Annotated in this window: 19 protein-coding genes; 6 read left to right on the top strand and 13 right to left on the bottom strand. The window is 51.5% G+C overall.

Features of this window, described 5'->3' with window-relative positions; genetic code table 11:
* The first annotated feature begins 123 nt into the window (after positions 1-123).
* Positions 124-669 (top strand): YfaZ family outer membrane protein, encoded by a 546-nt coding sequence (locus APU11_RS11715; protein ID WP_013098838.1) that lies wholly within the window; start codon positions 124-126, stop codon positions 667-669.
* Between the two features lie 171 nt (positions 670-840).
* On the opposite strand, the gene pagP is transcribed toward APU11_RS11715, so the two are convergent.
* The 10 genes from pagP to APU11_RS11665 form a co-directional block, all read right to left on the bottom strand.
* Positions 841-1,482, bottom strand: coding sequence for a lipid IV(A) palmitoyltransferase PagP (gene pagP, locus APU11_RS11710; RefSeq protein ID WP_072200407.1), 642 nt, complete (start codon positions 1,480-1,482; stop codon positions 841-843).
* A 156-nt stretch (positions 1,483-1,638) separates the two neighbouring features.
* A complete protein-coding gene (locus APU11_RS11705) occupies positions 1,639-2,016 on the bottom strand; it encodes a zinc metalloprotease HtpX family protein (protein WP_029883828.1) in 378 nt (125 codons plus the stop codon).
* Positions 2,017-2,142: 126 nt separating this feature from the next.
* Positions 2,143-2,613, bottom strand: coding sequence for a glycine zipper 2TM domain-containing protein (locus APU11_RS11700; protein WP_058651397.1), 471 nt, complete (start codon positions 2,611-2,613; stop codon positions 2,143-2,145).
* A 9-nt stretch (positions 2,614-2,622) separates the two neighbouring features.
* Positions 2,623-3,885, bottom strand: coding sequence for an arginine deiminase (locus APU11_RS11695; RefSeq protein ID WP_045293622.1), 1,263 nt, complete (start codon positions 3,883-3,885; stop codon positions 2,623-2,625).
* Positions 3,886-3,906: 21 nt separating this feature from the next.
* On the bottom strand, positions 3,907-5,346 hold the full coding sequence (locus APU11_RS11690; protein ID WP_058651396.1) for a basic amino acid/polyamine antiporter: 1,440 nt from the start codon (positions 5,344-5,346) through the stop codon (positions 3,907-3,909).
* 120 nt (positions 5,347-5,466) lie between these two features.
* Complete coding sequence (locus tag APU11_RS11685) at positions 5,467-6,144, bottom strand: winged helix-turn-helix domain-containing protein (RefSeq protein ID WP_013098832.1); 678 nt, start codon at positions 6,142-6,144, stop codon at positions 5,467-5,469.
* A 440-nt stretch (positions 6,145-6,584) separates the two neighbouring features.
* Positions 6,585-7,085: a hypothetical protein gene (locus APU11_RS11680; protein ID WP_032618564.1), complete on the bottom strand. Its 501-nt coding sequence runs from the start codon at positions 7,083-7,085 to the stop codon at positions 6,585-6,587.
* Entirely contained in the window at positions 7,048-7,773 is a 726-nt protein-coding gene (locus APU11_RS11675; protein WP_058651395.1) for a winged helix-turn-helix domain-containing protein, read from the bottom strand. Before APU11_RS11675 ends, APU11_RS11680 begins: the two co-directional genes overlap by 38 nt.
* Before the next feature lie 232 nt (positions 7,774-8,005).
* On the bottom strand, positions 8,006-8,854 hold the full coding sequence (locus APU11_RS11670; protein WP_058651394.1) for a dihydrodipicolinate synthase family protein: 849 nt from the start codon (positions 8,852-8,854) through the stop codon (positions 8,006-8,008).
* Positions 8,855-8,865: 11 nt separating this feature from the next.
* Positions 8,866-9,552 carry a B3/4 domain-containing protein gene (locus APU11_RS11665; protein WP_038420663.1) on the bottom strand — a complete coding sequence of 229 codons (687 nt, stop codon included), beginning with the start codon at positions 9,550-9,552 and terminating at the stop codon, positions 8,866-8,868.
* Between the two features lie 42 nt (positions 9,553-9,594).
* Between APU11_RS11665 and APU11_RS11660 the strand changes: the two genes are divergently transcribed.
* Positions 9,595-10,197, top strand: a complete 603-nt coding sequence (locus tag APU11_RS11660; protein WP_013098828.1) for a helix-turn-helix domain-containing protein — start codon at positions 9,595-9,597, stop codon at positions 10,195-10,197.
* A 75-nt stretch (positions 10,198-10,272) separates the two neighbouring features.
* Here APU11_RS11660 and ygjG read toward each other — a convergent pair whose 3' ends face one another.
* Complete coding sequence (gene ygjG, locus APU11_RS11655; RefSeq protein WP_013098827.1) at positions 10,273-11,652, bottom strand: putrescine aminotransferase; 1,380 nt, start codon at positions 11,650-11,652, stop codon at positions 10,273-10,275.
* 434 nt (positions 11,653-12,086) lie between these two features.
* Here ygjG and APU11_RS11650 point away from each other — a divergent pair, with 434 nt between their 5' ends.
* Both APU11_RS11650 and APU11_RS11645 read left to right on the top strand, forming a co-directional pair.
* Complete coding sequence (locus APU11_RS11650; RefSeq protein WP_057072843.1) at positions 12,087-13,607, top strand: PAS domain-containing methyl-accepting chemotaxis protein; 1,521 nt, start codon at positions 12,087-12,089, stop codon at positions 13,605-13,607.
* Positions 13,608-13,943: 336 nt separating this feature from the next.
* Positions 13,944-15,503, top strand: coding sequence for a methyl-accepting chemotaxis protein (locus APU11_RS11645; protein WP_058651393.1), 1,560 nt, complete (start codon positions 13,944-13,946; stop codon positions 15,501-15,503).
* Here APU11_RS11645 and APU11_RS11640 read toward each other — a convergent pair.
* A complete protein-coding gene (locus tag APU11_RS11640) occupies positions 15,500-15,994 on the bottom strand; it encodes a PadR family transcriptional regulator (RefSeq protein ID WP_013098824.1) in 495 nt (164 codons plus the stop codon). The two genes, APU11_RS11645 and APU11_RS11640, sit on opposite strands and share 4 nt — an antisense overlap.
* A 146-nt stretch (positions 15,995-16,140) precedes the next feature.
* Here APU11_RS11640 and APU11_RS11635 point away from each other — a divergent pair, with 146 nt between their 5' ends.
* Complete coding sequence (locus APU11_RS11635; protein WP_058651392.1) at positions 16,141-16,905, top strand: siderophore-interacting protein; 765 nt, start codon at positions 16,141-16,143, stop codon at positions 16,903-16,905.
* Here APU11_RS11635 and APU11_RS11630 read toward each other — a convergent pair whose 3' ends face one another.
* Complete coding sequence (locus tag APU11_RS11630; protein WP_045293638.1) at positions 16,906-18,075, bottom strand: DNA repair protein; 1,170 nt, start codon at positions 18,073-18,075, stop codon at positions 16,906-16,908.
* 260 nt (positions 18,076-18,335) lie between these two features.
* On the opposite strand from APU11_RS11630, the gene APU11_RS11625 reads away from it, so the two are divergent.
* Positions 18,336-20,009, top strand: coding sequence for a ShlB/FhaC/HecB family hemolysin secretion/activation protein (locus tag APU11_RS11625; protein WP_058651391.1), 1,674 nt, complete (start codon positions 18,336-18,338; stop codon positions 20,007-20,009).

Here is a 20,009-nt window from a genome sequence, read left to right as displayed (position 1 = left end):
ATGGTGAGTGAGGATCTCTTGTTTGTTTGAACTTCATATAACATCGCCCCCTAAAATAAGCCACCAGACAGAGCTTGTTTAAGGTTCTGACTTCTTTTTTTAATGTAGATTAGGTGATAACAAATGTTTAAAAAAACACTCACAGTAGTGGCAATTCTTTCAACTCTTTCTGTTGGTGCTAACGCCGCTGAAATTGGCGCTCAGTTAGGTACACAACATACGGAGTTAAATGCACTAATTGCGCCAGAGCCGACCGGTATTTTTTATACCGCAAACTGGGCTAACAATTATAATGATGGCCGTAATTCTGGCGGTGTCGGCCTGGGTTATCAGGTGTCTCTGGGTAAAGCCGATCTTTACGCAGGTGCCAAGGCCATCTATATGGCGCCTAAGAAAGGTGATAATGGATTTGCGGCACCGATTGGTGGCGGGGTTCGTGTCCATTTCAGCGATGAGGTGTATGCCTATGGTGAAGGTTATACCGCGCCACGTGGCCTGAACAATGCCGTTGAAAACTATGTTGAAGTTGATGCAGGGTTGGCCTGGCAGGTACGAGATGAGGTGAAACTCAAAGCGGGTTACCGTCATATTAGCGTTCATGGTAAATCCGGTACGCCTAATCATACGCTGCTTGATGGTGCTTACCTGGGCGCCGCACTTCAATTCTAAACAAACACTCACCGCGAGCCCTACGCTCGCGGTGAGTCGTTGCATATAATCCAGTCATTTTTCTTTACCCTCCTTTTTATCCAGATACTCTTCTTCCTTCTTCTCTTAAAACATTTCCTTTCCTGCGCTGATAGTAAAAAGACCGAGAGTGTAATGCAGGGCTGAGCCCTGCTACAGGTTGTAACGTAACCATCCGAAGAGTACGTTTCCGTTATTATAGGTGCCAGGAATATAGGTGAACTGAACATTCACATTTTTATAACTCGCTGAAAAAAGAGGGAATATAATCGGTAAGGGAATGTAGTTGCCCATATCTTTACGCGCCGTTATCCCGGCGGTCACCCCTAATCCCAACCTGAAATCTTTTTGTTGGCCTGGATGCCATCCTTTCTCCCATGCATAGCCGGTGACCGGTTGCCACTCATTATGTGAGTCTTTAAACACCATTCCATACAGTGCACTCCAGTTGCCATTGCTGTGATGACGAGAAACACCCACTCCGGCACCCCAGGGCATTTCATTATAGCGATCGGTCTTTTCTTTATCGTACATGAACCGGTTATGCCAGCTGATAAAAGGAAGATAAATATCGTGGCTATCATAATCTGTCCAGGTTTGCGTAATATCGGAAACAATCCTGCTGCCCCAGCTTGCTGCATTTTCATCAGCATGAGTCTGGCCATAGGCACGTGTAGCAAAAAGAACTAACCCGCTCCAGAGTAAAACAGAGCAAATCAACAAAAATAAATGATAAAAGCCGCCGATAAAGTCGATTTTTTCCTTACAGGGCTGCCAGGGGGTAGTGCTTTTCATTGCGAACACTCCAGTGGATAAAAGTAGTTAAAAAATAATAAATAGGCCAGCGCATTAACAAAACATGAGACGAATTGTTAATAGCGCCAGAGATGACTGATTTTCTAAAACGAAATGACTAAGGTTGGATATTACGCCATCCTTAGTCATTGTGATTTAATTTATGGCTTTCTTTTTAAGGAGTTCGAACTCCTCCTGGCTAATAACGTCCTGGTCTAATAGTTTTTTGGCGTCTGATATTTGTTCCGCTGGTGATTTACAAAGACTATATTGTGCTGCGGCATTCGCATCCAGTCTGTAAGCACGTTGTCTTTTGGCCATTCCCTTACCTCTCAGAATGAGATAAAAAACAGAGGTGATCAGCGGGATGAAAAGTAACAGCATTATCCAGAGCGATTTAAAGAAGCCGTTGAGTGTATTGTCACGGAATAAATCAGTAACGATCTGGAAAATAACAAACAGATACGCAATAAAAAAGAATATAGAAAATAGGGTGGCTGCCATATTCCAAAATTGTAATAGATGAGTCGTCACAATGATGCCCTCTTAAGAATATAAATGGTCACATGGAATGAATAAAAGATAAAAACCTGCCACAAAAAATTTTCATCCTTAATGAAAAGGACAATCATCCTGTTGTGGCAGATATGATAAAGCGTGTTATTGAGCTGGAGAGATCGCTACCTGACCGCGATGCGAGGTAATATTTACACGTTGCCCTACGACAAATTCACCTTCACGGGCGGGCTGCACGGTAACGAACTCTTGCCCGTTATCAGGACGAATAAAGAGTTCAGCCGCATTATGTCGCGCCATTCCTCGTTGTATCGACTGTCCTGCCATCGCGCCAGCAACGGTACCGCCAGCCGTCGCCAGCAGACGGCCGCTTCCGCCACCAATAGCATTACCGGCAGCACCGCCAATCAACGCGCCCCCGACTGTACCGGCAGCGCTGCTTCCGGTGTCGTTTTGGATTGTTATGTATCTCACCCCTGTGATTGTGCCGTGCGACAGCGCCATCACCTGACCGGAAAGCGCAGCACTTGCATGATGGGCAGAACCAACGGGTTTTTCAGTACAGCCAGCCAATGCCAGCAAACCGGCCAACATTAAAACAGAACGTGTAAACATCTCTCTTCCTTATGAGTAATCAACGGCATCACGAATTAATGGACATGTCATACAGTGGCCGCCACCGCGTCCACGCCCTAATTCACTCCCAACAATTTCAATGACCTCAACGCCTTCTTTACGCAAACGGTCGTTTGTTTTGGTATTGCGGTCATAGGCGATAACGACACCTGGAGACATGGCGACCACGTTATTTCCGCTATCCCATTGCTGACGCTCGGTGTCGTAAACATTGCCTTCGGTTTCAACGACCCTGAGCGAGCGTAAATTGAGTGCCCTGGCTACCACCTCTGTTAACGGCTCTGAATAATGCTCCAGACGCATTCCGCCTGGGGAGTCGTCCTTAATCAGTGAAAAGACTTCGATTTGATCAACAATGGCGGGATAAAGCGTCACTAAATCTCTGTCACAAAAGGTGAATACGGTATCCAGGTGCATCGCCGCTCTGAGCTTCGGCATCGCGGCAATAATAACGCGCTCGACATGGCTAAACGGGTTCGAAAACAGGGCAGATGCAAGCTGGGCAATGGCCTGATAGGACGTACGTTCGCTCATACCGATTAAAACGGTCTTGTTGCCAATAGGCATAACATCGCCGCCTTCAAGGGTGGCGGATCCGTGATAACGCGTTGGATCTCCCCACCATGTATTGATCGTCTGACGGGTGAAGTCCGGATGGAACTTATAGATAGCAGTGGTCAGTAACGTTTCTTCACGACGAGCCTGCCAGTAAAGGGGATTAAGCGTAACCCCGTTATAAATCCAGCTGGTGGTATCTCGCGTATAAAGCGTATTCGGCAACGGCGGGAGCAAATATTCACGCAGCCCTGTCGCTCTTCCGACGAGTTCAAGTTCTTCTTTATCGCCCCTGTGTCTGTTCAGCAAATCATAGGTTGAAAGCCCGCCGATCATAAACTCAGCCAGCCGATCTGCTGGTAACGAATCCAGGAACGAGCGTGTTTCATTAAGCAAACCCAACGGGATTTCATCAGCAGTAATCTGCTGTTCGATGAGCCAGTTGCGTGCCTGACGGTTAGCCAGCGTTTCGGAGAGCAGATCATGCATCTCAACAACGTCAACACCGCATCCGCGCATTTTGTTAATAAAATCGAGATGATCCTGACGGGCACGCTCTACCCACATAACATCGTCAAATAACAGTCGGTCGCAATTGCCCGGTGTAAGACGGCTATGTGCTAACCCAGGGGCGCACACCATCACTTTGCGTAACTGGCCGACCTCGGAGTGAACACCCAGTGGTATATCTTGCATAGTATCTCCTTAAGAGAGTAATTAAATGGTAATATTTCCGTTTATAATTCCATAAATACAGGCCAAAGCCGCGAGCACGATGGCGGTAAATAATATTCGTTCCGTACCAGAGAATATTTTTTTGTTTTGCTCACGCTTAGCAATGTAATAAAGCAGTGTGCCAGGCGCATAAATAACGGCGGACAGAAGCACATACGTTAATCCGCCGGCATAAATCATCAACGAGGCATAGGCAGTGGCAATGACAGAGATCACCAGGTCTTTATAATATCCCTTTGTGCACTGTTCGTAGGTTTCTCGTGTAATAACCAGCTTCAGGCTATACGCGGCAACCAGAAGATAAGGGATAAGCGTCATCGCGCTGGTTAGCTCAAGGGCTAACAGGAATGCGTAATCGCTGAAAAAAGTGATAATTAAGAACAGCTGTATCGAGATATTCGTCAACCATACGGCTGACGAGGGAACGCGCCAGCGATTCTCGCGTGCAAAAACGGCAGGCATGCTCTTTTTCAACGCCGCGGAATAAATAACCTCCGCAGCGAGCAATGACCAGGAAAGATAGGCTCCGAGGACAGAGATAATTAACCCCACGCTGATGAAAATCATGCCCCAGCGTCCCACTATGCTTTCGAGAACACCGGCCATTGAGGGTTGCCGTAAGGCTCCCAGCTCGGCCTGGGGCATAACGCCATAAGAAAGCATGGTGACTAACATCAGTAAGCACAGCACCCCGATGAAGCCGAATACGGTCGCCAGGCCAACGTCTTTCCGGTTAGTTGCATAACGCGAGTAAATACTTGCCCCTTCGATTCCAAGGAATACGAATACGGTCACCAACATGGTGCTTCTGACCTGGGAAAAGATTGATCTGAAGAGAGGTGGCTCTCCGGCGGCCCCGCCCCAGAAATTAAGCATAAACATCTCTTTTTTGAATGCCATTATCAGAATGGTGATAAATACAAAAATAGGGATGATCTTGGCACAGGTGGCCAGGGTATTGATAAAGGCCGCTTCTTTAATACCCCGCAATACCAGGAGATGAAAAGACCATAAAACAACTGATGAGACAGCGATTGCCAGCAGCGTATTACCTTCGCCAAATGCAGGGAAAAACGCGCCTAATGTTGATTTAATTAAAATAAAATAGGATACGTTGCCGATACATGTACCCGCCCAGAAACCGAGTGCCGAAATGAAGCCCGGATATTCGCCGAAACCGGCTTTAGCGTAGCTAAAGACGCCCGCATTGAGTTCAGGCTTTCTTTGCGCAAGGTTCTGGAATACAAATGCCAGCATCAGCATACCGCCACCGGCAATCACCCAGGCAATAATTGCACCAAGCCCACCGGTTGCTCGTCCGAATGCAGCAGGTAATGAAAATATACCCGCTCCGATCATCGCTCCGACGACAAGCGTCGTTAAAGACCAAAGCGATAGCGTATTGGTCGTAGATTTTTTCATATAATTTTCTTAACAATGAAGCTGTGATTGATGAAGTGTGAGTTTAAAAGTGTTAAATATACCGTACTTAAATGAAGTTAATTTTTATGCCATCAAGGCAGCACAGGGGCTGGGTGTAACTCAGATCGCACCGTTTAGATCGTAATAATAACCCTCTTCTCTTTGATTTCTGATTTGCCCGCTGTTGTAGGGCGCTAGTTTTTTTCTCAGACGACCAATAAGCACCTCGACGGTATTATTTTCTTTACCCATCCAGTCGTGGTAGAGATGTTTCATGATTTTACGTTTGCTCAGCGCCTTGCCTTTGTTCTTCACCAGTAGCTTCATAATTTCAAATTCAAAACGGGTCAGTCGAATTTTTTGCTTGTTGATGAAGAGTACCTTGCTGTTTAAGTCGAGTTCTAAATTACCTGCAGTAATACGGCTGGAAGGGGTGAGATAATTCCGGCGTACTAAAACCCAAATTCTGATGATAATCTCTTCAATATGACTAGACTTGACAACATAATCGTCAGCGCCGCTTTCAAACGCTTTCACCTTATGTTCAATATCGTTGCTGCTGTTAAGGATCATGATACGGATAGTGCGCCCTTCGCGTCGCCACTTACGAATCGCCTGTAACTCAGCAGTGGAAAGCGTTTCAGATGCCATAATCAGGAGTTCAGCTTTATTTGAAAACATAAACATTTCCACTTCCTCAATACTCGAAGATACATCAGTTAAAATACCTGCTTCTTCAATTTGGGTTTTCAAATAATGCTGGTTTATAATGTTAGGATCTAATATTAACACGCGCATATCTTCCTCTCACTTTGTTGCTTCGCCTGTTAGGGTTAATGACATTTTATGAAATGGATTTCTATGCTTTAAGATAAAAGCATCGTCACCAAAAAGTTGGCTAAATAATACTTTCGAAATAAATTCAAACAATTCTTTTATGAAGGATATTAGAAATACAAAATAAAAAAATGCAGAATAAAAGAAGTGAAGGGAAGAGTATGAGAAAAGCAGAGGAAGTAGAATTTAATCAAGAAGAATCACCTTTAATAAGGTTTTTGTTCTGCTTTTTTTGGCAGGCAGGGTGTTTGTTTAGATGAACGTATGGTTGCTCCAATTGCTTTCTGGTTGGGTTTTTGTTAAAAGTTAAGTGCGAGTTTTATTTCTTGATTTAACAATCTATACATCTGTCTTGCATTCATAACATTAGCACAATGAGCCATGTGCTTGCGTCAATAAACTCATTTTCGGCAAATAAATATGGCACGCTGCAAATCGCTTATTCTCCAGGTTTTGGGGTCAAGCTTCTGGATCTTATAGTGCAGGACAGGTTGGCTGGTGGTGAGTTTTTCAATCAGCAAAGAAGGTGCATTATCCTGCGGATTAGCAAGAAATTTACCTTTTGTGACTTTGTGGAATCCGTTTTGCACGTCTGTGTCGATGGTCATGTTTCCTGTACGATCGACAAGGTACTCTTTACCATAATAGTTCAACGTGCCGTATTCGCTGACCGTGACGAGACCATCGTTGGTAATGTGGAAAACAATTTTGATATTTCCATTAATCCCTTGCTGGACATTTTTTGAATCTTCATAGTTGATATGTACCGTCGACATACAGTTCATCGGTAGGTAATCATAAACACCAACAAGCTTGTATATTCCCATTGCAAGCAAGGGAAGCATCAACAGGCATAAAACAATATTAATTGTTGTTAATATTGACGAAGTTTTCGCATTCATGTCCTTTCCCTGTATTTTGTTTGCCACACAGGGCAATGTGAGTTGAGTACACCTTGCTTTTTAAAGGCGCTCTGTTGTCATCAAAATAGATATTTTTGGGATATTGCTGGCATTTTAATGCGATTCTTTGCCCTAAATTTGTATTAAAAAATGAGTCAATATTCTCTTGTTTGACGCCATTTTCGTCAGTATAGACATCGCATAATCCGACTGACTTATATTTATGCATAGAGCTATCGTTTAAATGGTACAAATAAAAGGCAGTGATGGTGCTCACCATTAAAACGGTTAATGCTATTGTGCTAATGTAAAAACCTTTGTGCGAGGAACAGATTTTTTTAAATTTTTCGTACGTGCTACTACGTGTAGTACTAACACGAGTACACTGACAGTGCAGTACAAATCCTTGCTTTGGTATTGTTTCGATTTTGTCTTCAAGCGAGAATTCAAGAAATGCTTTTCGCAACAGAGATATGTTTCGGTTCAGGTTGTTATCAGAAGCAACCAGACCATGTTCTTCCCAGACTTTTTCAAGGAGTTCAGTACGGCTGACCTGAGAATTATTGGCGTCAATAAGTGCATTTAATAATCGCGACGTCGCCAGTGAAAGCTCAACTTCGCGTTTATTATCGGTTAAAATGCGCGATTCATCATTATAATGCACTATCCCGTCAAGTAGGTACTGCATAGCTTAAACGTCCTCGCAAATGAATCTAAGCATTATAATTTTAGCGCTACTATTATTCAATCTTCTGATTTCTATTAAGAGTCGAGAAGACGTATTTTTACCGGGATAATTACACGTAGACAGAGGGACAAACTGCGAGGGTGGGGACGTTGCTTTCTCAACCATCCCTGAGAATAATTACTTTATGAATGATGCGGTGTGGCCGGGTAAGCGCAGCGCCACCCGGCGTTTTTCAGGCCAGTTCCAATTCCGCAAGGATCGCTGAAAGCGCCTCGCGCGGCTCTCCCTGAATTGCCTGCAACGGGAACGGCAAGCCGGGTGTTGCCACTTTTCCCCTCATTTCCGCCGCTGCCGCGATGACCCTTACGCTACCGTAACGACGGAACAGATCCCATAGCGGCTCTAACCGTTCTGACTCTGTACTTTTCCCCGAACGCGCTATCGCCAGCGCCGCTTTTGGGAACAACCCCGCGAGAACCGAATACCAGACGTCAAACCCGGCCTGCAAGGCTGAGGCTGCCCGCCAGTCACCGGCGATACCCAGTGTGACCGTATCAGGAAGCCGGGCACGTACCTGCGACAGGTCCTCCGGCACGCGGCCAAGCTTGATGGAGCCCACATTTTGCAGAGACGCGACGGCAAACAGCAATTCATCGCTAAACGCAAAACCGGTCGTGGCAGGGTTATCGTAAATGCACAGCGGTACGGAGAGCTGGCGGGTCACCGTTTCATAGAGCTTGAATACTTCCTCATCCGTTAATCGCTGGTACGACACGGGTGCCATCAGCACGCCGGAGACTCCGGCCGTTTGCGCGTCGTCAGCCAGACGCTGAATATCGTCCAGCCGCATTGCGCCGATGCTGACGATAACCGGTATGTTACCGGCATGTTCCACCGCACAGCGTGTCACCCGGGCACGCTCTTCAACGGTCAGATAGGCATAGCTCCCGGTCGAGCCAAGAATGCCCAGTGAATCCACGCCTGCCTCAACCACAGGAGAGAGCAGATGCGTAAAGGCCTGCTCATCAAACGTGCCGTTTTTCAGGGGCGTTAACGGAAATGCGCTGACTCCACGAAACATTTTTTATCCTCTTACAGGGTCAGTAACTGCCTGTGCACCACTGCACCCGGCATCAGACGTTGCAGGTTATCAATCAGATCCGCTCCGGCTTCTTCCAGTGCCGTAAGCGGCATTGACGGCAGACTTTCCAGAATAAACCACATGGTTTGCGCCTGACTGTCAAGACGCGTCCGTATACCCTGGCGCCAGTTCCAGCGACGGCAGGTAACACCGAGGTCGTCGCGCCAGATAACCTCGCCCGGCTCCGGGTATTCCACCACCGGCTGCCCCTCTTTGAAGGTATCAAACGGCTCGCTGCCGTCCGCCAGCGTCAGGCGCGGCGCGCCTGAATAAGTCGCAAGATTTTCTCCACCAACCGGGATGGCGTAGCGAATGCTCACCGCGTTGTAGATATCCACCACCGGATCGAGCGGTGGCAGCGAGCCGTCTTTTAAGACCCGCTTACGTAAGGCGGATGCCGAGCAGGGCGTACGTTTCGGTTTTGCGCCGAAGGCCTTAAATACCTCATCCCAGCCGGAAAGGTGCGCGTCAGCCCACGGCACATCATCATTAAGCATCTGCTGGCAGGCTTGCGTGAGCACGGCCGGAGCGACTTCCGGGTGGGTAATCGGCGCAGCTTCAACCAGAATGCTCAGCGCCCGAAAGCCCGGGGCAATTGCGGCAAGGCGCGGGTCTATTGACGGCGTAACGAGAGACATAAATAATCCTGTATTGACTGTTTTATACCATGGTAGTGACCAATGACTGAAAAAGTCAATATAATGACTGAACAGGGTGCCGATATCGCCCAGGTAAGCCTGGCCGTAGCGAACCGCATACGCAACTGGCGTAAAGAGAAAAAACTGTCGCTGGATGAACTCTCGCGGCGTGCCAGCGTCAGCAAAGGCATGCTGGTGGAGATCGAAAAGGGCGCAGCCAACCCCAGCATCGCCATTTTGTGCAAGCTGGCCGCCGCGCTCGGTATCTCAGTGGCGGATATCGTTAACGTCTCCAGCGAGCCGCTGGTGCACGTTATCGAAGAAGCCGCGATCCCGGTGCTGTGGCAGGGGGAAAAGGGCGGACGTGCCAGACTGCTGGCAGGAACCGCGGGCCCGGATATGATTGAGCTATGGCAGTGGGAGATGCAGCCGGGAGAGCGTTTTACCTCTTCGGGGCATCCGGCGGGTACCTTTGAGCTGCTGCACGTGAACGAAGGCATATTAACCCTGACGGTGGACGAGACGGTTACGCAGGTTGCTGCCGGGGCATCGGCGGTGGCGAAAACGGAAGCCGCGCACGGCTATGCCAATGAGGGAAAAAAGGTGCTGCGCTTTACCATGACGGTGGCGGAGTTTCACCGATAAAAAGCAGCCCGGTGGCGCAACGCTTACCGGGCTGGTGTTGTAGGCCGGGTAAGCGCAGCGCCACCCGGCGTTTTTTTACGCCTCTTCCACACTCACGCGCAGTGCCGCCAGCGCTTTACGTGCCGCCTTCAGCACCTGCTCACACTGCTCAATGGTCAGCGTCAGCGGTGGCTCAATGCGGATGGTTTTGGAATTGTTGAGCGTGCCGGCCACCAGCACCCGCTGGCGGAACATCTCGCTCGCGAAGCTATAGCCGATTTCGTTATCAACAAACTCAATGGCCATCAGCATCCCTTTACCTCGTGCCTCCTGGATCAGATCCGGGTATTCACGTCCCAGCTGACGGAAACCGTCCAGCAGCATGTCGCCTTTCTGCTCCGCCTGCGCAGGCAGGTTTTGCTCCAGCAGCACGTTGATGGTGGCCAGCGCGGCCGCACAGGCCAGCGGGTTACCGCCAAAGGTGGTGGTATGCAGGAACGGGTTGTCGAACAGCACCGAGAAGACCTCTTCGGTGGCAACCGTCGCACCAATCGGCATTACGCCGCCGCCGAGCGCTTTCGCCAGACACAAAATGTCCGGCTGAACATTCTCGTGCTCGCAGGCGAACATCTTGCCGGTACGTCCCATGCCGGTCTGCACTTCGTCGAAGATCAGCAGCGCACCAAACTCATCGCACAACTGACGTACGGCAGGCAGATAGCCCTGTGGAGGCAGGATCACGCCGCCTTCGCCCTGAATTGGCTCCAGGATCACCGCAGCTACGTCATCGCCGGTTTTACGGCATTCGCTGAGCACGGTGCGCATGGCATTAATGTCGCCGAACGGCACGTGGCGGAAGCCCGGCAGCAGCGGCATAAACGGTTTGCGGAAGGTGGATTTGGCGGTCGCAGACAGGGCGCCCAGGGATTTACCATGGAACGCGCCGCTGGTGGCGACAAAAGTGAATTTCCCGCGCGGCGACTGGTACGCTTTGGCGAGCTTAAGCGCCGCTTCGACCGATTCCGTGCCGCTGTTGCTGAAGAAGCTGTATTTCAGTTTGCCGGGCGTTAAGGCTGCCAGCGTTTTCGCGAGCATGGCGCGAAGCGGGTCGAGCAGTTCCTGGCTATGGAGAGGTTGTTTCGCGAGTTGATTCTGTACGGCGGAAACCACTACTGGATTACGGTGCCCCACGTTGAAAATGCCAAAACCACCCAGGCAATCAATAAACTCCTGTCCCTGGGTGTCGACAAGCGTATTCAGACTTCCCGCTTGCCACTCTACGGCTCCGTAATCCCCGCCGGCGGTAACAGATTTGCGATACTCCAGAAAACCTGGATTGACGTGCTCTTTAAAGTAATCGATGACCTCTCGGTTAAGTTGTTTCATCTCCTCATGATCAAGCGTTCGCTTCTCAATGAGATTCAGTGCGTGCGCGGTACAGGCAAGAGCCGAGGCGCTGGAAGGTAACCTGTTCAAAATATGCTCCCGGGGATCGCGTATCACATGATACTGCGTTAAGTATTGCAGGGATTACGCCACTTCAGCGGACTTAACGAAAATCGGGATAAACGCCAGGTTAAAATAATGTTGCGCAATATTTAATCATGCCGATGTTTTCCAGACGGGATTTAGCGGTACGGAAAACGGGGGCAGGAAGACGTGGATGGGGTCAATTGCACCAGGGGGGTGCAGGCGGTGCGACTTAAGTGGGCGTTAACAGATCATCCTTTGCAGGTAATTTCATTGTGAAAGTATTTAAAATCAATCAATTATAAAATCTCACAAAAAGTGCGGTTTAAGTGAAATCTGCGATCTCCATCAAGTTTAACAACTAAAGATAAATTGTTTACCGCCGAAAAAACAATAAACCACAAAATTAACATTCAAATAACCTGCAAGGGATGCTCACGATGTCCTCTCCAACCTATGTCACCCAGAATGAATATCTTCTGGACGATGACACCACCTTAATGTCTACCACAGACGTCCACAGCTATCTGACTCATGCTAACGACACCTTTGTTCAGGTGAGTGGCTATCAGCTTAATGAGCTGATGGGTCAGCCGCATAATCTGGTGCGCCATCCTGATATGCCTAAAGCCGCTTTTGCCGATATGTGGTACACCTTGCAACAGGGCGAGCCGTGGAGCGGAATTGTCAAAAACCGCCGTAAAAATGGCGATCACTACTGGGTGCGCGCCAACGCGGTGCCGATGGTGCGCCACGGGAAGGTCACCGGCTATATGTCGATTCGCACCAAAGCGACGGCAGAAGAGATCGCCACCGTTGAGCCACTCTATAAGGCCCTGAATGCCGGACGCTGTACTAAACGGATCCATAAAGGGCTGGTGGTGCGTCAGGGCTGGTTCGGAAAACTACCGGCAATGCCGCTGCGCTGGCGGGTACGCGGCGTGATGGCGGTGCTCTTTGGCGCGCTCGCCGCTACGCTTGTGGCAACCTCAGCAGGCTGGGTGTCGTTGGTCGCAGCAGCGATAATGATGCTGCTGGGCACGTTGTTGTTTGAACAGCAGATTGTTCGCCCGGTAGAGAATGTGGCGCGACAGGCGCTGAAGGTGGCAACCGGCGAGCGCAATAGCGTGCAGCACCTGAGCCGCAGCGACGAACTGGGCCTGACCCTTCGCGCGGTGGGGCAACTGGGGCTGATGTGTCGCTGGCTAATCAATGACGTATCAAGCCAGGTGGTGAGCGTGCGCGACGGCAGCGACAAGCTGGCGCAGGGTAATGAGGATCTGAACGACCGCACGCGTCAGACCGTTGCAAACGTGCAGCAGACCGTGGCGACGATGAACCAGATGGCGGCCTCCGTTCAGAGTAACTCTGAAACCGCCACCGAGGTCGATAAGCTCTCCGTAGCCGCCAGCAGTGCGGCGACCAAAGGCGGGAACGCGATGCAGACGGTGGTCAAAACCATGGACGATATCGCCGACAGTACCCAGCGTATCGGCTCCATTACCACCCTGATCAACGATATTGCCTTCCAGACCAATATCCTCGCCCTGAATGCGGCGGTAGAAGCGGCACGGGCCGGTGAGCAGGGCAAAGGCTTTGCGGTGGTGGCAGGGGAAGTTCGCCATCTTGCCAGCCGCAGCGCTAATGCCGCCAACGATATCCGTAAGCTGATTGATGCCAGCGCCAGTAAGGTACAGTCCGGCTCCGAGCAGGTACACGCCGCAGGACGCACCATGGATGATATCGTTGAGCAGGTGAAAAACGTCACGCAGCTGATCGCGCAGATTAGCCATGCCACCTCTGAACAGGCTACCGGGCTTTCAGAGTTAACCCGCGCGGTGGCTGAACTGGACAGCATCACGCAGAAAAACGCCGATCTGGTTGAAGAGAGTGCGCAGATCTCCGCGATGGTAAAACACCGGGCCGGACGTCTTCAGGATGCAGTGACGGTTCTCCATTGAGTCTGTAATGTTCCAGAAAAGCCGTTTATTCTGCCAGGCGTAAACGGCTTTCGTCGCTTTATTTGTAATTATTCTTGCGATTTATTGTTAATTTTATATTAAATAACTAAAGAAAGTGCCTCAGTTATTTATCCCTGCCTAAGTCATTTTTCCCCGATGCTATTTCATAAATGCCCCGTCTGGTGGTTGAGTAACGATCGATACGGCTATATTAATAGCCTCTGCCTATCCATTGTGATGGTTATGAAATAAAAAAACGATCAAAGTCATAAAGTTAGCGGTTTCGTTACCGATAACGGTGATCGTCTGAGAAATAATCACATCGATGGAGTAAATATGTTCTTACATGACGTAAAAATCGGCACGAAATTATTTCTGGCGTTTGGATTCTTTATTGTCCTGATGGTGGTGAGCGCGAGTTTGTCTTTAATGAGTCTGAACCGGGCAAACAACGGGATGCAATCCATTATTACCAGTGATTATCCAACCACGGTAAAAGCGAACCAGTTAATCGATAACTTCCAGGAATTTATTAGCACTCAGCAGCTCATGCTGCTGGATGAACAGGGAACGTACACGGCGCAGTCGCAGCAGCATCTTAAAGAGATTAGTGAGCACATCACGGTGCTCCTCGGTGAGCTGAACAACGTGCTGCAGGATCAGCAATCGCAGCAGGTGCTCGCCGAGATACGCGGCGTGCGCCAGCAGTATCTGGACTCGCGCTATCGTATTTTGCAGGCGGTGCAGAATCACGATCGCGCCGGGGCGCTTCAGGAGATGATGACCAACACCCTCAAACTGCAGCAGGCCTATAAAGCCAAAGTGCAGCAGCTGATTGCGATTCAGAACACTGAGATGCAGAACGCCGGGGTGCAGGTGGAAAGTGATTTCAGGAGCAACCGTCTGCTGCTCATCCTCATCTCCCTCTTCAGCGTGGCGGCAGGCAGCCTGATTGGCTGGTTTATCGTGCGTTCCATTACCCGTCCGCTGGGCCAGGCCGTGGACTTTGCGGCGGCGATTGCGGATGGCGATCTCACCGGCAGTATCACCTCGCACGGTAAAGACGAAACCGGCCTGTTGCTGCATGCCCTGATGGAGATGAAAACGCGTCTGCTGGACATTGTGCAGCAGGTGCAGACCGGCTCGGAGAATATCTCCAGCGCCGCCGCGCAGATTGTCGCCGGGAACCAGGATCTGGCTGCGCGCACGGAAGAGCAGGCCAGCTCTGTGGAACAGACCGCCGCCTCGATGGAGCAGATCACCGCGACGGTGAAAAACACCGCTTCGCATACCGGAGAAGCGACCAACCTGTCGGCAGATGCCGCGAAGGTGGTCAAAAACAACGGTGAGATGATGAAGCAGGTGACCAGCAAAATGCGCCTGATTAACGAGACCTCGAACCGGATGTCCGACATCATCGACCTGATCGATGCCATTGCCTTCCAGACCAATATTCTGGCGCTGAACGCGGCGGTGGAAGCGGCCCGGGCGGGCGAGCACGGTCGTGGATTTGCGGTAGTGGCTGGTGAAGTGCGCCAGCTCGCGCAGAAGAGTGCTTCGTCAGCCAGTGAGATCCGTGAGCTGATTGAAAGCTCCACCAGCCAGACGCAGGACGGGATGAACCTGGTCGAGAAGGCGAGCGAGCTTATCAACGGCATGGTGGGCAACGTGGAAGAGATGGATGTGATCCTGCGTGAGATCCGCCAGGCCAGCCACGAGCAGACGGAGGGGATCTCGCAGATTAACAGCGCGATTGGCCTGATTGATGCCACCACCCAGCAAAACTCCGCGCTGGTGGAGGAGTCTGTTGCCGCGGCGGCCTCCCTCAACGAGCAGGCGATGCACCTGAAAGAGCTGGTACGCGTCTTCCGCGTGAGCGCGCACGCACCGGCTTAATCCAGCTGGGAGATCTCCAGCGCCGCGCGGTCGATCACGCCAACGATCTGCTTAAGCTGCGCGTCGCTGAGCGCTCCCTGATTCACCTTCAGATCTAACACCGCTTTGAAGTTATCCAGTGCCCGCTTCATCTGCGGGTTTTTGCGTAGCTGGAAACCGACCGCGCGGGCTTTGATACGCGCCTGAATCTGCTCAAGCTGTTCCTGGTTTTCCTCCAGCCACTGCTGTCCTGCCGCATTGATGGCAATGCGCTTACGCCCATTCTCTTCTTCCGTAATGGTGATAAACGCCTGATCCTGAAGATAATCCAGCGTCGGGTAAATCACGCCAGGACTCGGGGTGTAGTTCCCCTGGGTCAGGTTCTCAATCTCTTTGATCAGCTCGTAACCGTGGCTCGCGTTGCGGGTCAGAATATCCAGAATCACCAGCCGCAGATCGCCGTGACCAAAAAAGCGTGGTCGTCGTCCGCCGCCATCATGTTCGTGTCGCATAGTGTGCCTCGTAAATTGATATATCTAAACTATATCTAAGATATATTCAGATGCAATCTAAAAGATCTTGCATTCTTGCTGATTAGCAATCATTATCATTTAAAATCAATTTAGATATATCGTATTCACCTGAGAAGGGTCTTAACATGGCAACCACCCGCTATCCACAACGCGTGCGTAACGAACTGCGTTTTCGTGAACTGACCGTGCTCCGTGTTGAGCGCGTAAGCGCTGGTTTTCAGCGCATAGTTTTAGGCGGCGAAGCGCTGGAGGGCTTTAGCTCCCGCGGTTTCGACGATCACACCAAAGTGTTTTTCCCGGCCCCGGGAACGACGTTTGTGCCACCGGTGGTCACCGACGAGGGCATTGACTGGGGCGACGGCGTGCGCCCGCAAAGCCGGGATTACACGCCGCTGTACGACGCCGCGAAGCATGAGCTGGCACTCGATTTCTTCGTGCATGACGGTGGCGTTGCCAGCCAGTGGGCGCTAGAGGCGAAAGTGGGCGACAGGCTGACGATTGGTGGCCCGCGCGGTTCGCTGGTGGTACCGGAGGATTACGCCTGGCAGCTGTATGTGTGCGATGAGTCCGGGATGCCGGCGTTGCGTCGCCGCCTGGAAGGCATCGCCAGCTTGCCGAAACGCCCGGAACTTCACGCGGTGGTCACCGTCGGGGATGAATCATACAAGGATTATCTGGCGCACCTGAGCGCGTTCAACATCACCTGGGTGATCGGCCACAGCGAGCAGGCGGTGGTTGAGCAGCTGGCGTCGCTGAACGTTCCGGCGGAAGATTACTTTATCTGGCTGACCGGGGAAGAGAAGGTGGTTAAAAACCTGAGCCGACTGTTTGAGACTGAGGCTATCGATCAGCAGCTGGTGCGTGCCAGCGCGTACTGGCACGCGAAATAATTACGCTGCTGAATCGAGCTGCGCTTCGCTCACCTGATGTTCGAGCGAGGCGCGGACCTCGTTCAGCGCTTTTTCCTGCTGCGCGAAGTACGCTTCCATATTGCTGAGCGACGACACCAGCAGCCAGGATTCTTCTTTCTCCAGTTCTGCCAGCTCGTTCACTAAGGTGTCGATCTGCTCGCGAACCTGAGCCATTTTTTTGCGGATGCGCTCCAGATCGTTCAGCCTGTCGCTGGCCATCAGCGGCTCGAAGCCCTGCTGCAGGCGCGCCACCAGAGAACGAATGGTTTTGACGTCTCCACGCTGTTTGGCCTGGTTGAGCTGCACCATCATCGCGTTGGCTTCTTCTTTCAAATCGTCTGCCACCAGATCCGGGTGACACAGCTTGCTCGCCTGCCGCCAGAGCCGTTTCAGCTCGTCCCGATCCTCCTGTGAAAGATCTTTCCCTTTACGCAGACGCACTTCGGCATCCTGATGCTGCTCGCGGTATTTCTCGTACTCTTCGTTGGCCTCGTCACGCGCCTGACGCGCAGGCTCTTCCTCACGCGTTAAGCCGCTCTCCAGCTCCAGCGCCTCGGCAAGCAGGTTGGCAATCAGGTTACTTTGCTGCTGCAGATGCTTACGCGCCTCGGCTGCCTGTACGGAATCGGCAGGAAGTTCGCGCCAGCGCTGGGTGAGTGTTGCCAGCACCTCCACGGCCTGGGCCATGTAGCGCTGACAGCGGCGGTAGTCTTCCTCGCGACGACGCGCCTCAGCCTGCTGGCGGCGCAGGTTCAGCTCGGCCAGCGTTTTACGCAGGGCGAGGATCTGCTGCATCAGCGGGCCCAGGCGGGAGAAATAGAGATCGTTGAACTCATCAAGCTGCTGTACGCGCGCGTTACGGCGGTCAATCAGATCGCGCAGTCGCTCTTCCAGCGCTTTCAGTTCCAGTTTGCTCGCGGCGACCTGCGGATCGCGCCATGGCGTCACGGCACGCTGGCTTTGTAGCCACGCGACGATCGCGGCGATGGCCGCAGTGTAGTTTTTCTGCTCAAGCGCCACGACGATTGCCTGTAGCTCATCGTCAAACGCTTCATTTTTCAGCCGGGTTAGCTGGCTCTGAATGATATCGTCATCTTCCAGTTCAATGGCATTTTTAATGATTTCTAGCCGTTTGATCGGTGTGCTCATGATGCCTTTCGCTTTGGCGCTTAAGTATTTGAGTTAAGGTTAGTTGTTGGAAACGCTACAGGAAATAATACACACGGATGATGATCGGCGCGATGGGGGATTTCTTTAGATTTACGCAGTGTCACCCGCTAAATTCTGAAAATGCAGCAAAAGAGACCTTAAATTAAATGTGTGTATTTACACTGTTTACTTTTTGACATAAGTTGCGCGTTTTTTGACAGGCAAGTCTGAAAACGGACTTTTAGCAAGGAGTGGCAGTGATGACAGGGAAAACGTCGATACTACAGGTGCTGGCTGGCATGGCCTTGCTGGCAGGTGCTGCGCAGGCGGCCCCCCTGTCTCCGGCCGACCGTAATACTATTCAGCAGCAACAGCAGCAGCTGCTGGATGAAAACCAGCGCCAGCGTGAAGAGCTGGAGCGCAGCGTGGTATTACCGCGTCCTGCTCAGCCCGACAGTGCCGCGACTCCGCAAGGTCCCTGTTTTGTTATCTCGCGCATTGAGCTGACGGGTACCACCCTTCTTTCTCCGTTAGCCAAAGATCGCCTGGTTGCGCCGTGGGTGAACCAGTGTCTTGATATGGCGCGTCTCAACGCCCTGACCAACGCCGTCTCTGACTGGTATATCAGCCGGGGGTATATCACCAGCCGCGCATTTTTAACCGAGCAGGATCTCTCTGGTGGCGTACTGCATCTCGCGGTACTGGAAGGTAAACTCCAGCAAATCCGGCTTGAAGGGGTTCCCGCCCGCACGCTGAGCATGACCTTCCCCGGCCTCGAAGGGAAAATTCTTAACCTGCGCGATATCGAACAGGGCATGGAGCAGCTTAATCGCGTGCGCCAGACGCCGGTTGAAATAGAAATTTTGCCCGGCGACAGACAGGGCTATTCAATCGTCAATCTGACGGCTTCGCCTGAATTCCCGCTCAGCGGTTCAGTGAGTTTCGATAACAGCGGGCAAAAGAGTACCGGTACCGGACAACTCAATGGCGCGCTGTACGGCAATAACCTGCTGGGGCTGGCGGATAAGTGGTTTATCAGCGGCGGGCGCAGCAGCGATTTTTCGAACAGCCATGATGCTCAGAATTTTGCCGCCGGGGTCAGCGTGCCTTATGGCTACGGCTTGCTGGACTACAGCTACAGCTGGAGCAACTACCTCAGCACCATCGATAATAACGGCTGGCTCTGGCGTTCGACGGGCGACACCGAAACCCACCGTCTGAATGGCTCCTGGGTCCTGTTCCGCAATGGCGATATCAAAACCGGCGTGTCGGCGGGCATCACCCACCGCATCAACCATAACTATCTCGACGATGTTCTGCTGGCTACCAGCAGCCGCAAACTTTCAAGTTTCTCCCTGGGCCTTAACCACACGCAAAAAATTGCCTCCGGCGTGGCGACCCTGAACCCGACCTTCACTCAGGGTGTGCCGTGGTTTGGCGCCGAAGATGATAACGGCAAACATGGCGATGTGCCGAAAGCCGAGTTCCGCAAATGGAGCGTCAACGGCAGTTTTCAGCGCCCGGTTGCTGACGGGCTGTGGTGGTTGACCAGCGTCTATTTTCAGTGGTCGCCGGACCGGCTGTACGGCAGCGAGCGCCTGACGCTGGGGGGAGAGGCCTCCGTGCGCGGCTTCAAAGAGCAGTACCTCTCCGGTGATAACGGCGGTTACTGGCGAAATGAACTTAATTATTCGCTCTTTACGCTGCCGTGGGTGGGGGATGTTGGCCTGTTGGCAGCAGTTGACGGTGGCTGGCTGAAGAAGGACGGATTTGACCGTTACGCCTCCGGCACGCTGTGGGGCGCCGCGTTTGGTCTGACGACGGCTCATCGCGGCTATTCAAGCCAGTTTACCGTTGGCACACCGATGGCGTATCCGGACTGGCTGGCACCGGATCACCTCACGATTTACTACCGCGTATCAGTGGCTTTCTAA

This window comes from Enterobacter sp. 50793107 (genome assembly GCF_001463365.1).
Classification (GTDB): Bacteria; Pseudomonadota; Gammaproteobacteria; order Enterobacterales; family Enterobacteriaceae; genus Enterobacter; species Enterobacter cloacae.
Note: the sequence above shows the minus strand (reverse complement) of the source record. Positions and strands in the feature narration are given on the sequence as shown.

Excerpts from the sequence above, each read along its gene's own strand:
- APU11_RS11650 (WP_057072843.1), top strand. The coding sequence starts at position 12,087 with ATGTCCTCTCCAACCTATGTCACCCAGAATGAATATCTTCTGGACGAT.
- APU11_RS11645 (WP_058651393.1), top strand. The coding sequence starts at position 13,944 with ATGTTCTTACATGACGTAAAAATCGGCACGAAATTATTTCTGGCGTTT.
- APU11_RS11680 (WP_032618564.1), bottom strand. The coding sequence starts at position 7,085 with ATGAATGCGAAAACTTCGTCAATATTAACAACAATTAATATTGTTTTA.
- APU11_RS11695 (WP_045293622.1), bottom strand. The coding sequence starts at position 3,885 with ATGCAAGATATACCACTGGGTGTTCACTCCGAGGTCGGCCAGTTACGC.
- pagP (WP_072200407.1), bottom strand. The coding sequence starts at position 1,482 with ATGAAAAGCACTACCCCCTGGCAGCCCTGTAAGGAAAAAATCGACTTT.
- APU11_RS11635 (WP_058651392.1), top strand. The coding sequence starts at position 16,141 with ATGGCAACCACCCGCTATCCACAACGCGTGCGTAACGAACTGCGTTTT.
- APU11_RS11690 (WP_058651396.1), bottom strand. The coding sequence starts at position 5,346 with ATGAAAAAATCTACGACCAATACGCTATCGCTTTGGTCTTTAACGACG.
- APU11_RS11675 (WP_058651395.1), bottom strand. The coding sequence starts at position 7,773 with ATGCAGTACCTACTTGACGGGATAGTGCATTATAATGATGAATCGCGC.
- APU11_RS11630 (WP_045293638.1), bottom strand. The coding sequence starts at position 18,075 with ATGAGCACACCGATCAAACGGCTAGAAATCATTAAAAATGCCATTGAA.
- APU11_RS11665 (WP_038420663.1), bottom strand. The coding sequence starts at position 9,552 with ATGTCTCTCGTTACGCCGTCAATAGACCCGCGCCTTGCCGCAATTGCC.
- APU11_RS11660 (WP_013098828.1), top strand. The coding sequence starts at position 9,595 with ATGACTGAAAAAGTCAATATAATGACTGAACAGGGTGCCGATATCGCC.
- APU11_RS11700 (WP_058651397.1), bottom strand. The coding sequence starts at position 2,613 with ATGTTTACACGTTCTGTTTTAATGTTGGCCGGTTTGCTGGCATTGGCT.
- APU11_RS11715 (WP_013098838.1), top strand. The coding sequence starts at position 124 with ATGTTTAAAAAAACACTCACAGTAGTGGCAATTCTTTCAACTCTTTCT.
- APU11_RS11670 (WP_058651394.1), bottom strand. The coding sequence starts at position 8,854 with ATGTTTCGTGGAGTCAGCGCATTTCCGTTAACGCCCCTGAAAAACGGC.
- APU11_RS11640 (WP_013098824.1), bottom strand. The coding sequence starts at position 15,994 with ATGCGACACGAACATGATGGCGGCGGACGACGACCACGCTTTTTTGGT.
- APU11_RS11685 (WP_013098832.1), bottom strand. The coding sequence starts at position 6,144 with ATGCGCGTGTTAATATTAGATCCTAACATTATAAACCAGCATTATTTG.
- APU11_RS11625 (WP_058651391.1), top strand. The coding sequence starts at position 18,336 with ATGACAGGGAAAACGTCGATACTACAGGTGCTGGCTGGCATGGCCTTG.